Below are 12,911 nucleotides of genomic sequence, written 5' to 3'. Positions count from 1 at the left end.
ACAATGCAAGCGTCACCACGGCCCTACAGGGAACGTTCGGCGCGGACGGCAAGAATGAAGTCGACGGCTTCACCCTGGACCTCGGCGGCAGCGCTACCGTCGCCGCGGCGGTTACGGCAGGCAGCCTGAAGGTTGTTCGTACCGACGGTTCCAACATCAATGTAACGGAGACGGCTACGGGTTACACCACGCCGGCCAGCCTGGGCTTCGACGCAGCGAGTACGGATGGCAAGGTGGCCGTCGCAAAGTATGACGCGATCACTGCCGACCAGTTCACCATCAACGGCCAGAGCATCGAAGTTGGCGCGGCCAAGGACGCAAGCGAGCGTGCCACCACGCTGGTCAATGCAATCAACGCGCAGACCCACAAGACCGGCGTCACTGCCTCCCTGATTGACGGCAAGCTGCAGCTGACCTCGCCGGACAAGGACTTCATCGTTGGCGGCACCCTTGCCGGTGGCTTGGCAGCAGCAACGGGTCTGACTACCGGCACCACCGACGCTGCTTCGGCAACGCCGATCGCCGGTGCGACCTCGTTCAAGCCCGGCGAGCCCGCGACCGGCTTCGCCGAACTGGATATCTCCAACCAGGCCAACGCCGACAACGCCATCCTCGCCATGGATGCGGCACTGCAGTCCGTCAATTCCGCCCGTGCCGACCTCGGTGCAATCCAGAACCGCTTCACCTCGACCATCGCCAACCTGAACACCAATTCGGAGAACCTGTCCGCCGCACGCAGCCGCATCCGCGACGTTGACTACGCCCAGGAAACCGCCGAACTGACCCGTGGCCAGATCCTGCAGCAGGCTGGCACGGCCATGCTGGCCCAGGCCAACCAGGTACCGCAGAACGTACTGCGCCTGCTGCAGTCGTAACACCTGCACCACTCGAGCTGGAGCCGGGCCCCGCCATGCAGATGGCGGGGCCTTTTCGTTTGACCAGAAAAAAAGGATCGAAACTCAGCTAAAGGCCGGAGGGGTAGTGCCGTTATTGATTTCAGCAGCGGTAGCACACCCCTTGGGGGGAAGCCAGCCACTGCCCCCCGAAACCGGTCAGGCTGCTCTGCCGGACACACTGCCTACAAGGAAACCGCACCATGGCACAAGTCATCAACACCAACACCATGTCGCTGAACGCCCAGCGCAACCTGGGCACCAGCGGCGCCAACCTGGCCACCACCATTCAGCGCCTGTCCTCGGGCATGCGCATCAACAGCGCCAAGGACGATGCCGCCGGCCTGGCGATCTCCGAGCGCTTCACCACCCAGATCCGCGGCGCCAACCAGGCCGCCCGCAACGCCAACGACGGTATCTCGCTGGCCCAGACCGCTGAAGGCGCCCTGGGTGAGATCGGCAACAACCTGCAGCGCGTCCGTGAACTGGCCGTGCAGTCGCGCAGCGCCACCAATTCCGATTCCGACCGTCAGGCCCTGAACGCTGAAGTCCAGCTGCTGAAGCAGGAAATCCAGCGCGTCGCCGAGCAGACCAACTTCAACGGCACCAACCTGCTGGACGGTACCTTCACCAACCAGGCCTTCCAGATCGGCGCCAACCAGGGCCAGACGATCAACATCTCGCAGGTCGCCAACGCCAATATCAGCAAGCTGGGCAGCTGGACCACCGCTACCACCAGCGCTTCGGTCGCTGGCGCGATCCCGGCTTCGGCAGCCACCGATGGCACCGCCAGCAGCACCCCGCTCGCCCTGACGGCCTTTGCTGACGGTACCGACAACACCGGCTCCGGCGGTACTTATGATATCGCCGCTTCCACTTTCACCATCGCCGGCCAGACCCTGAATGTTGGCGCCCAGACCGGCGCTGACGGCGATGCCGCAAAGACCAATCTGCGTACCGCCCTGGCTGCGCAGATCAATGGCAATGCCGAGCTGAAGGCTGCTGGCATCTCCATGAATGCCGCCACCGGCGCGATTGCGAATCTCGGTGAAGAAGCTACCCTCGCCTCCACGGCTCTGACCAAGAGCGTCACCGTCGCTGAGGCAACCGCCCCGGCCTCGCCGGCCTTCGCTGCAATCGAAGCAGGCGGTCTGCAGATCAACGGCGTCGACATCACTGTGGGTTCGGCGAAGACCTCAGCGGACCGTTCCACCGCTCTGGCCAATGCCATCAACGCCAAGACCCACGAGACCGGCGTGACCGCTTCCCTGATCGAAGGCAAGCTGCAGCTGACTTCGAAGGACAAGGACTTCACCATCAAGTCGGATCTGTCCGCGGATGCACTGCTGAAGGCCACTGGCCTGGCGGCAGTCGACACGTCCAGCAGCACCGCAGCCGGCGTGGTCAAGTTCGACAAGGGCACTGCCACTGAAGGCTTTGCCGCTCTGGACATCTCCTCGGTCAACGGTGCCGACAACGCCATCCTGGCGATGGACGCAGCCCTGAACTCGATCAACTCCGCCCGCGCCGACCTGGGTGCGATCCAGAACCGCTTCACCTCGGTGGTTGCGAACCTGAACACCTCGTCGGAAAACATGTCGGCTGCCCGCAGCCGCATCCGCGACGTGGACTACGCTTCGGAAACCGCCGAGCTGACCCGCAACCAGATCCTGCAGCAGGCCGGTACCGCCATGCTTGCCCAGGCCAACCAGTCCAGCCAGAACGTGCTGAGCCTGCTGCGCTGATCCAGCGGTAGTACAAGGCAACAACGGGAAGGGGGCGCAAGCCCCCTTCTTCGTGCCCGGTGGCGGATTGGCATGGGCCTTGCAGAAGGCTGGAGAGCGTTTCCACGCTCAAGCTCGCCCCTCCCAGGCCGATAGCAGGTGCAGGACACCCGCCCGGCCCGTCCAAGAAAAAGGATTCCCCTCATGGCCATCGGCACGATTGGTTCCGGCCTCGACATTCCCAGCCTGGTTGCACAGCTGACCGCCAAGGAACGCGAGCCCCGGGAAAAGCAGATCAACTCGGCGGGTGTTGCCGCCAGCGCCAAGCTTTCGGCGCTTGGCACCATCAAAAGCGGAATGACAGGTCTGCAGAGCGCGCTGAAGACCCTGGTCAAGGGTGTGGCCACCCCCGGCCTGAAAGTCAGCACGCCAACCGAGTCGAACTTCACTGCGACCCTGGACACCAGCACGACCGCCGGCAAGGCCGCTGCGGGCAGCCACCAGGTGGAAGTCAAATCCCTGGCACAGAACCAGAAGCTCAGCTCCAAGGCGTATACAAAGGACGCCGTGGTTGGCGACGGAACGCTGACGATCGCATACGGCGACAAGTCCATCAGCGTGAACATCGAACCCGGCGCGACGATGGAGAAGATCGCAGCCGAGATCAATTCCGCCGCCGAGAGCAAGGGCGTCACCGCGGCCGTGGTGACCGCCGACGATGGCATGCACCTGGTATTGACCGCCGTTGATTCCGGCAGCAAGGGCGCGTTGAAGGTCAGCGCCAGTGGCGGCAATGGCGGACTCTCCGAGCTGGCCTATGACGGCACATCCGCATCGAAGATGACCGAGATGGTGCCCGCCAAGGATGCAGTGGTGGTGGTGGATGGTTTCACCCGCACCAGCAGCTCCAACACGATCACCGACCTGGTACCCGGTATCAGCCTCACCCTGACCAAGGCGAAGGAAGGCGAGACGCAGACGCTGACCGTCACTCCGGACAACAGCACGCTGAAGACCAATCTCACGGCCTTCATCACCGCCTACAACGGCATCCAGACCACGTTGAAGAATTCCAGCGCTTACAACGCTGAGACGCGCACGGCCTCGACCATGACCGGCGACGCCATGGTCCGTGGCCTGCAGCAGCAGCTGCGCGCCCAGCTGAGTGCCAACGTCAACGACCTCAAGGATCTGGGCATCACCATTGCCGCCGACGGCAGCATGAGCCTTGATGGCGCCAAGCTCGACACCGCGCTGGCGAAGAACCCGGAGGCCGCCACCAAGCTGTTCGGTGCAGAGGGCGCGCTGGGCAAGCCGATGACCGAACTGCTCAAGAGCAGCCTGGACGCGACCACCGGCACGATCACCCAGCGTACGGCGACCTTGAACAAGCAGATCAAGGCACTGGAAAAGCAGCTGGACGAGCTGGACAAGAACATGGAAAAGGTGGCCGACCGCTACACCAAGCAGTTCACCGCGATGGAAAAGATGGTCACGCAGATGCAATCGGCCGGCGGCTCGCTCATCCAGCAGCTCGGCAACTGATTTCCAGGCATTTTTCCGGCGCAGTCGGTACTCAAGTAGAGCCCCGGCTGCGCCGATAACCCGTTAGACCCGTGCCGAACCCCTCAACCCACGCGGATGGGCAGGCATTCCAGGAGACTTCCCCTATGTACGGTTCCAATCGGCAGTTCGCCGAGCAGTACCGAAAAGTCGGCGTGACCACCTCGGTCGTCGATGCCGATCCACACAAGTTGGTAGCGCTGCTGCTGGCCGGTGCCTGCGAGCGCATCCGCACCGCTGAAGCCTCTTTGCAGCAGAATGACCAGGCGCGCAAGGGCAAGGCCATCGGCGAAGCCTGCGCCATCGTCGGCCACCTCAACGGCTCGCTCGATCACGAAGCCGGCGGCGAGATTGCCGGCAATCTGTCGGCACTGTACGACTTCGTCATCATGCGCCTGACCGAGGGCAACCTGCACAACGATCCAACCGCACTGAAGGAAGCCCTGGGCTTGATGGTGGAGATCGATTCGGCCTGGAACGCGATTCCGGCAGACCAGCGCCAGGTCACCAAAGCGGTGGCGCCATGAACCTTCAAACTATGCACGACGCCCTTGATACGCTGGAAACCAGCCTCCAAGGCGAGGACCACGACACCAGCGAACGCCTGATGGCCGAACACCTGGAAGCCGTGGCTGCCCTGTCGTTGGTTGTCGAGCGCCCCAGTGATGCCGCCATCCTCGCGTTGCGTGACCACCAGCAACGCGTACTGGCGCGCATGATCTCCCTCCGCGATGAAGCCGCAGCTCACCTGAAGCACACCGGCCGCTCCCTTCGCGCGGCGCATGCCTACCTGCAGGCAGAATCACTCGCATGACCCAACTGCCGACCACGTCGCTGCACCACCCCGCCGAAAGCGAGCTGTTCGACGAAACGCTCAGCTGCGAGCTGGCCTTGCCGGCCGAGTTCCAGGCAGGCAGCGCCGCCGGTCGCACCAGCAGTGCCGAAGGTCTGCTGCGCAGCCTGGCCCTGGTCGAGGACAGCCGCGTTGACGAGCACGACGACCGCAATGAGTCCAGCCTGCAGTTGCAGCGGCTGGAAGCCAAGGTGGATCTGGCGATGGTGCTGCTCGGCCGCCTGGTACGCCAGCAGGGCCAGGAACTGACGCTGCGCCCCGTGCGCTGGTCACGCCGCGGCATCCGCCTGCAGCTGGGGCCGCGCAGCGGCGCCAGCCCTGGTCAGGCCGGCCTGGTGCGTCTGCAGCCCAGCGACTGGCTGCCTGACCATATCGACCTGCCCGTGGAAGTGATCGCCGAAGCGGCGGACGGTGGCGGTGGTCATTACCTGTGGCTGCGTTTCCAGCGTCTTGGCGATGGCCTGGAGATGGCAATGGAGCGGCATCTGTTCCGCCTGCATCGCCGCCAGGTGGCCGAAGCACGCCGCGCCCGCTGAAACCTGCCACCATGACGCCGGATGGACAACCCTTGGCGCGCCCGTTCAGCTAAGTTAAGGTGGACTCCCCTCACGGACCTCCAACGTGCCTGTGCGAGTTCTCATCGTCGACGATCACACCCTGGTCCGCGCCGGCCTGGCGCGGCTGCTGCAGGGGTTTGCCGACGTGCAGCTCGTCGCCGAGGCCAGCAATGCCGAGCAGGCACTGCAGCTGGCCCTGCAGCACGCCCCGGACGTGATTCTGATGGACCTGTCACTGCCCGGCCGCACCGGCCTGGAAGCCCTCAGCGACATCCGCCTGCGCGCCCCCGGCACGCGGGTGGTGATGATGACCATGCACGACGACGCCGCCCACGTGCGCGATGCACTCGATCGCGGTGCGGTCGGGTTCCTGGTCAAGGATGCCGCACCGCAGGAGCTTGAACTGGCGCTGCGTGCCGCGCACGCCGGCCAGGTGTTCCTGAGCCCGCAGATCTCCGCCAAGATGCTGGCACCGATGCTCGGTCGCGAGAAACCCACCGGCATCGCCGCACTGTCGCCGCGCCAGCGCGAGATCCTGCGCCGCATCGGCAAGGGTGAGAGCAACAAGGAAATCGCCGCCGACCTCGGCATCAGCGTCAAGACGGTGGAAACCCACCGCGCACGCATGATGGAGTCGCTGGGCTGTCGCCGCGCCAACGATCTGCTGCTGCTGGCCGCGCGCCACCAGCACGAGCTGGAGTGATCCTCTGCGAAGGAGGCCAGATCCGCACTGACGACGAATTCCCGTCACCCCGACACGCCCTGACAGGAATCCGTACACGGCGCAGCCCGATCAATCCGGGACCCACACCGGAAATCAGCAACTTAGCGGCGATCATCGTCAACATTCCGCGACAATGTAGGGAATACCCCTACACCCTGTCAGGACATTCACGAAGCCCCTCAGGAACCCCCTGATTCCGCCCCCGCCGGATCAAAAGCAAGATGCGTTCCACAAGGCGCCGGGGAGCGGTGCCGGGGAACCACGATGAAGGCTGCACTCTCGGCCCAGCTGGGCCAACAACTTCACCTCACCCCGCAGTTGCTGCAGTCGATCCGGCTGCTGCAGCTTGATGGACTGCACCTGGAACAGGAAATCCAGCGCCTGCTGGACTCCAACCCGCTGCTGGAGATCGAAGAGGCTGAAGCACCCACCGCCGAAGCCACCGAGGCCGGCGCCACCACGCTGGAAACCGCTGCGTTCGACGAACTGCCGGAGTCTTCCATGTGGGACGTGGCCGGCGCCAGCTGGCAGGACGGCGACGACGACCGCATGGCGCGCATCGCCGCCGGCGAATCGAGCGACCCGCAGCTGCGCGTGCTGCAGCGCCTGTCGCTGGACATGGATGACCGCGAGCTGGCCGTGGCCGCCTTCTGGCTGGACCATTGCGATGAGGCAGGCTACCTGCAGGCACCGCTGGACCAGCTGCAGCTGCTGGCCAGCGCCCAGTTCGACATCGCCGCCGACGGCGTGGAAGCCATCCGTCAGCAGCTGCTGCATGGCGAGCCGGCCGGCATGGCCGCTCAGGACCTGCGCGAAGGCCTGCAGGCACAGCTGCGCAGTCTGCACGGCGTAGTCCCCGGCCGCCACCTGGCGGCACGCATTCTCGATGGCGCGCTCGACGCGCTGGCCGCGCACGACTACCCCGCCCTCGCCCGCCTGCACGACGCCGAGATCGACGACGTGCGCGAAGCCGTGCGCCTGATCCTCTCGCTGCAGCCGCGCCCGGGTGACAGCCTGCTGCCCGAACGCAATGCCGTGGTGGTGCCGGACGTGGTCGCCTGGCACGCCGACGACCAGTGGAAGGTGGCGCTGAATCCGGCGACCAGCCGCCGCGTCTCGATCAACAGCCAGTACGAACAGGCCCTGGCCGAGACCAGCGAGGCCGCACCGGCGCTGCGCGAAATGCTGCAGGAAGCGCGCTGGTTCAGCCGCGGCCTGTCGATGCGCTACGACACCCTGCTGCGCACCGCGCGGGTGATCGTCGAGCGCCAGGCCGCGTTCCTGGTGCGTGGCGAGGAGGCCATGGCGCCGCTGACCCTGAAGGAAGTTGCCGAGGAAATCGGCATGCACGAGTCCACCGTCTCGCGCATCACCACCGGCAAGTTCCTGCAGACCCCGCGCGGCACCTTCGAACTGAAGCACTTCTTCGCCGTGCGCCTGGAAGGCGCCAGCGTCTCCGGCCAGGCCGTGAAGGCCATGGTCCGCCGCCTGATCGACGCCGAACCGGCCGGCCGGCCGCTGGCCGACGAGGCCATCGCCGGCCTGCTGTCGCGCCAGGGGGTGAACATTGCCCGCCGAACCGTCGCAAAATACCGAGAACAACTGGACATCGCCCCGGCCCGTGAACGGCGCCGGCTGGGCGCCAGGCAACCGCAGCTGGCCCGGGTGGGCTGAAAAGGATGTTGGACATGAACAAGCTCACGGTCCTGCTGGTCGATGACCACGAGGGCTTCATCAACGCGGCGATGCGCCATTTCCGCAAGATCGACTGGCTGCAGATCGTCGGCAGCGCCGGCAACGGCCTGGAAGCGATCGAGCGCTCGGAAACGCTGCGCCCGCAGGTGGTGCTGATGGACCTGGCCATGCCGGAAATGGGCGGCCTGCAGGCCACCCGCCTGATCAAGTCGCAGGACGATGCACCGTACATCGTGATCGCCAGCCACTTCGACGACGCCGAGCACCGCGAACACGCGCTGCGCGCTGGCGCCGACAATTTTGTCAGCAAGCTGTCCTACATCCAGGAAGTCATGCCGATCCTGGAAGGCCTCAGGGAGGATCGATCGTGAGCGAATCGCGCATCCTGGTGCTGGACAACGACGCCGTGCGCGCAGAGCGCACCGTTGCCCTGCTGGAATTCATGGATTTCAACCCGCGCTGGGTTTCCGACGCGGCCGACTTCGACCTGGGCCGTCAGCGCCAGAACGACTGGATGGCCGTGATCGTCGGCAGCCTGGACGACACCGCTGCCAGCACCGCGCTGTACAACTGGCTGGGCGGCAGCAGCCTGCCGCCGCCGGTACTGCTGGCCGACGGTGATGCCGCAGCCTTTGCCCATCAGCACGGCCTGCACGAAGCCAACATCTGGCCGCTGGAAACGCCGCTGCGCCATGCGCAGATGGAAGCCCTGCTGCGCCGCGCCAGCCTCAAGCGCCTGGATGCCGAGCACCAGGCCGGCGCCGCGCAGGACCAGGGCCCGACCGGCAACGGCCCGGCGGTTACCGAGCTTCGCACCATGATCGAACAGGTGGCCGCATTCGACACCACCGTGCTGGTGCTGGGCGAATCCGGTACCGGCAAGGAAGTGGTGTCGCGCGCGATCCACCAGCGCTCGCCGCGCCGTGATGGCCCGTTCGTGGCGATCAACTGCGGCGCCATTCCGGCCGACCTGCTGGAAAGCGAACTGTTCGGCCACGAGAAGGGTGCCTTCACTGGCGCACTGACCGCGCGCAAGGGTCGTTTCGAAATGGCCGAAGGCGGTACCCTGCTGCTGGACGAAATCGGCGACATGAGCCTGCCGATGCAGGTGAAGCTGCTGCGTGTGCTGCAGGAGCGCAGCTTCGAGCGCGTCGGTGGCAACCAGACCATCCGCTGCAACGTACGCGTTGTGGCCGCGACCCACCGCGACCTGGAAACCCGTATTGCCGAAGGCAAGTTCCGCGAGGATCTGTTCTATCGCCTCAACGTGTTCCCGATCGACGTGCCCGCCCTGCGCGAGCGTCGCGAAGACCTGCCGGCGCTGGTGGAAACCATCGCCGCACAGCTGGCCCGCACCGGCCGTGGCGAAGTGCGCTTCACCCCGGAAGCCCTGCAGGCACTGGCCGGCTACGAGTGGCCCGGCAACGTGCGCGAACTGACCAACCTGGTCGAGCGCCTGGCGGTGCTGCATCCGGGCGGATCGGTGCGCGTGCAGGACCTGCCGGCCCGCTACCGTGGCGACGCTGCACTGGCAGCGGTGGCCGCACCGGCACCGGTACAGCCGACGGCCAGCGAAGAACGCCTGGACCTGCGCAGCTTCTCGTTCCACACCCCGGGCGGCGGCAGCCAACCGGCACTGGAGCACGGCATTGCCGTCAATCGCGCCGCAGCACCGGCGGCGCTGCCCGATGAAGGCATGGACCTGCGCAACCACATGGCCAACATCGAACTGGGCCTGATCAACGAAGCACTGGAACGCACCCAGGGCGTCGTCGCCCACGCCGCCCAGCTGCTCGGCCTGCGCCGCACCACCCTGGTGGAAAAGCTGCGTAAGTACGGCATCGAACGCGAGCAGGCCGAACTGGCCGGCTGAACCTCGCGACCAGCATGAAGGGGGCACGAACGCCTGGGCTTGCCCGGGCGTTGGTGTTTCCAGTACCTGGGGGCAGATCCCTTTCCTTCGGAAAGAGATCTGACCCCATTGCATTTGCACGTTTTCCTAAAGACATCACCGCCGCAGTGCGGAGCATGGCAAGGACATCCCAACGAGGCCCCACCATGCATCGCCTCACCCTGCTCGCCGCCTTGCTCTGCCCGGCCCTGGCCAGCGCCGCCGACTGCACCCTGCCCACCACACCGGACCAGTGCCAGTTCACCAACCTCAGCGACCCGCTGTACGCACCGGACAACCCCAATGCCGGACGCATGGTGCAGGTCAGCTTTACCGGCAGCCAGTACGTGCTGGACATCCTCGGCACCGACCTCCGCATCGGCGGCAGCTACCGCTACCAGCGCCTGGCCCCGCATATCGCGGAAATCCAGATGACCGAAGCCCACCCGGCCGGCCCTACCCACTACACCCTGCTGCTGACCTGCCAGACCGACCACCAGGGCCGTTTCACCTACACCCAGCACGACGGCCCCATCGCACCCCGCCAGCGCCAGAATTCCGGCCGCTGGACCCTGCAGCCATAGGCCAGAAAACCGACGCCGGTTAAATGGCGCCTTCAATGGGGTAAGAGCCCGTGCCGACCAACGGTCGGCACCCACCATCAGCAGCAGGTTCCAACAGATCGCGGAATTCTGTCGAAGGCGGGGTGGGTCCGGTTGCGGGGGCGTGAGCGCCATGGATGGCGCGACCGAGCTTACATGGATGTACTTGCAGCGTCCCCCGCAACCGGACCCACCCCGCCCCCCACGGATCGCCAGCCGTTGACGTTGACGTTGACGTTGACGTTGATTCGGCGGGTGCAGGGCGCAGCCTTGCCAGCACACCCAACCTCCTCACTTCACTGAATCGAAAACCGGTTTCGGCACGGCACTTGCACCTGCTCCAGCAGACAACCCCATCCCCTGTTTCTGGAACCGTTGCAGATGTCCCACTCCGTCACGTCGATCCTTTCGCAGATCCGCTCCTATCAGACCCAGATGGGACAGCCGGCGCTCAACCCGCTGGGCGAAACGCCGCGCAGCAACGCCCTGCCGGGCACGGTGCTGGATGCACCGCAGGCCCAGCCGGCCAGCTTCACCGAAACCCTGCGTGGTGCGATTGCCGGCGTCAACGACGCGCAACAGAAATCCGGCGCCCTGGCAAAAGCCTTCGAAATGGGCGACCCCAGCGCCGACCTCGCCAAGGTCATGGTCGCCTCGCAGCAGTCCCAGATCGCCTTCCGCGCCACCGTGGAAGTCCGCAACCGTCTCGTCCAGGCCTACCAGGACGTGATGAACATGCCGCTGTAAGGATAGAACCGCATGGCCCTGTCGCTCTCCAAGGAATCCCTGAACGCCGAAAAGGCGGGCCAGTGGTTCGATCGGCTGCAAAGCCTGCAGATCACCCGTCGGCTCGGACTGATGGCGATGATCGCCGTGGCCGTGGCGGCCGGGCTGTTCGTGTTCTTCTGGTCGCAGAAGCCCGGCATGGTCCCGCTGTACACCGGCCTGGACCAGAAGGCCACCGCTGAAGCGACCGACCTGCTGCGCGCCGCGCAGATCCCGTTCGCGCTCGACCCGGCCACCGGTGGCATCACCGTGCCGGAAAAGAACCTGCACGACGCCCGCCTGAAGCTGGCCGGCTCCGGCCTGACCGACAGCGGCAAGCTCGGCTTCGAGTTGATGGAACGCGACCCGGGCTTCGGCGTCAGCCAGTTCGTGGAAAGCGCGCGCTACCAGCATGCGTTGGAAACCGAGCTGTCGCGCACCATCAACACGCTGCGCCCGGTGCGCGATTCGCGCGTGCACCTGGCCATTCCCAAGCCCAGCGCCTTCACCCGGCAGCGTGACGTGGCCAGCGCCTCGGTCACCCTGGAACTGCGTGGCGGCCAGCAGCTGGAACGCAGCCAGGTGGACGCCATCGTGCACATGGTCGCGGCCAGCATTCCGGACCTCGCTCCGGAACGGGTGACGGTGGTCGACCAGAGCGGGCGCATGCTCAGCATCACCGACCCGAACAGCGAAGCGGCGGTCAATGCGGCCCAGTTCGAGCAGGTCCGCCGCCAGGAAACCTCGTTCAACCAGCGCATCCGCGAGCTGCTGGAGCCGATGACCGGTCCTGGCCGCGTCAATCCGGAAGTGAGCGTGGACATGGACTTCTCGGTGACCGAGGAAGCCCGTGAGCTCTACAACGGTGAACCGCAGAAGCTGCGCAGCGAGCAGATGAGCGAGAACACCACCAGCACCCCGGGGCCGCAGGGCGTGCCGGGCGCGACCAGCAACAGCCCGCCGGGCCAGCAGGCTGCACCGGCCACCGCGCAGACCCCGACCGAAAGCAGCAAGAACGCCACCCGCAACTACGAGCTGGACCGCACCCTGCAGCACACCCGCCAGCCGGCAGGCCGCATCAAGCGCGTCTCGGTGGCGGTGCTGGTGGACAACGTGCCGCGCGCCGGCGCCAACGGCAAGATGAGCCCGCAGCCGCTGTCGGCCGCCGAACTGACCCGCGTCGAAGCGCTGGTCAAGCAGGCCGTCGGCTTCAACGCTGAGCGTGGCGACACCGTGTCGGTGATGAACGCCCCGTTCGTGCGTGACACCACGCCGGTCGAAGGCCCGGCATGGTGGGAGCTGCCGTGGGTGCACGACGCCGGCCGCATGCTGCTGGGTGCCGTGGTGGTGCTGGCATTGCTGTTCGGCGTGCTGCGCCCTGCACTGCGCGCGATCACCGGCCAGAACAGGAAGAACGACGAACAGGCACTGGAGCCGCATACCGCGGACGTGCAGCTGGTCGATGACGATGGCATGCCGCTGCCGGCACTGGGCGCCGACCGGGCCAGCCTGGGCGGGCCGGATGCATTGGCCCTGCCGGTGGATTCATATGAGGAACGACTGCGGATGGCGCGTGAAGCCGTGAAGACCGACTCCAAGCGCGTGGCCCAGGTGGTCAAGGGCTGGGTGGCCAATGACTGAGGC

Annotated in this window: 13 protein-coding genes; all 13 read left to right on the top strand. The window is 65.9% G+C overall.

The genetic code is table 11. The annotated features are described in order from the left end of the window. The first annotated feature begins 233 nt into the window (after positions 1 to 233). The 13 genes from ACZLHH_RS10985 to fliF all read left to right on the top strand — a co-directional run bounded on the left by ACZLHH_RS10985 (position 234) and on the right by fliF (position 12,908). On the top strand, positions 234 to 875 hold the full coding sequence (locus ACZLHH_RS10985; protein ID WP_428993308.1) for a flagellin: 642 nt from the start codon (positions 234 to 236) through the stop codon (positions 873 to 875). Between the two features lie 221 nt (positions 876 to 1,096). Beyond that, complete coding sequence (locus ACZLHH_RS10980; protein WP_478478783.1) at positions 1,097 to 2,638, top strand: flagellin N-terminal helical domain-containing protein; 1,542 nt, start codon at positions 1,097 to 1,099, stop codon at positions 2,636 to 2,638. Between the two features lie 183 nt (positions 2,639 to 2,821). Next, positions 2,822 to 4,162: a flagellar filament capping protein FliD gene (gene fliD / locus ACZLHH_RS10975; protein ID WP_049421909.1), complete on the top strand. Its 1,341-nt coding sequence runs from the start codon at positions 2,822 to 2,824 to the stop codon at positions 4,160 to 4,162. Positions 4,163 to 4,287: 125 nt separating this feature from the next. Beyond that, a complete protein-coding gene (fliS, locus tag ACZLHH_RS10970; protein ID WP_049398118.1) occupies positions 4,288 to 4,707 on the top strand; it encodes a flagellar export chaperone FliS in 420 nt (139 codons plus the stop codon). Next, positions 4,704 to 4,994, top strand: coding sequence for a hypothetical protein (locus ACZLHH_RS10965; RefSeq protein ID WP_125429337.1), 291 nt, complete (start codon positions 4,704 to 4,706; stop codon positions 4,992 to 4,994). The genes fliS and ACZLHH_RS10965 overlap by 4 nt, the downstream gene beginning before the upstream one ends. Next, the gene (locus tag ACZLHH_RS10960; protein ID WP_032127386.1) at positions 4,991 to 5,569 is read left to right on the top strand and encodes a PilZ domain-containing protein; all 579 of its coding nucleotides are present in this window, start codon (positions 4,991 to 4,993) and stop codon (positions 5,567 to 5,569) included. The genes ACZLHH_RS10965 and ACZLHH_RS10960 overlap by 4 nt, the downstream gene beginning before the upstream one ends. A 91-nt stretch (positions 5,570 to 5,660) precedes the next feature. Next, positions 5,661 to 6,293 (top strand): response regulator, encoded by a 633-nt coding sequence (locus ACZLHH_RS10955; protein ID WP_032970105.1) that lies wholly within the window; start codon positions 5,661 to 5,663, stop codon positions 6,291 to 6,293. 285 nt (positions 6,294 to 6,578) lie between these two features. Continuing rightward, a complete protein-coding gene (gene rpoN, locus ACZLHH_RS10950; protein ID WP_149909301.1) occupies positions 6,579 to 7,988 on the top strand; it encodes an RNA polymerase factor sigma-54 in 1,410 nt (469 codons plus the stop codon). A 14-nt stretch (positions 7,989 to 8,002) separates the two neighbouring features. Then, positions 8,003 to 8,380 carry a response regulator gene (locus ACZLHH_RS10945; protein ID WP_010485922.1) on the top strand — a complete coding sequence of 126 codons (378 nt, stop codon included), beginning with the start codon at positions 8,003 to 8,005 and terminating at the stop codon, positions 8,378 to 8,380. Continuing rightward, positions 8,377 to 9,882: a sigma-54 dependent transcriptional regulator gene (locus ACZLHH_RS10940; protein WP_132810057.1), complete on the top strand. Its 1,506-nt coding sequence runs from the start codon at positions 8,377 to 8,379 to the stop codon at positions 9,880 to 9,882. Before ACZLHH_RS10945 ends, ACZLHH_RS10940 begins: the two co-directional genes overlap by 4 nt. A gap of 185 nt (positions 9,883 to 10,067) precedes the next feature. Continuing rightward, on the top strand, positions 10,068 to 10,484 hold the full coding sequence (locus tag ACZLHH_RS10935; protein WP_149909300.1) for a hypothetical protein: 417 nt from the start codon (positions 10,068 to 10,070) through the stop codon (positions 10,482 to 10,484). 399 nt (positions 10,485 to 10,883) lie between these two features. After that, positions 10,884 to 11,249: a flagellar hook-basal body complex protein FliE gene (fliE, locus tag ACZLHH_RS10930; protein WP_005409552.1), complete on the top strand. Its 366-nt coding sequence runs from the start codon at positions 10,884 to 10,886 to the stop codon at positions 11,247 to 11,249. Between the two features lie 12 nt (positions 11,250 to 11,261). Next, the gene (gene fliF, locus ACZLHH_RS10925) at positions 11,262 to 12,908 is read left to right on the top strand and encodes a flagellar basal-body MS-ring/collar protein FliF (protein ID WP_149909299.1); all 1,647 of its coding nucleotides are present in this window, start codon (positions 11,262 to 11,264) and stop codon (positions 12,906 to 12,908) included. The last annotated feature ends 3 nt before the right edge of the window (positions 12,909 to 12,911 follow it).

Source organism: Stenotrophomonas sp. 28608_Sma, assembly GCF_056486185.1.
This window is presented reverse-complemented; position numbering and strand designations above follow the sequence as displayed.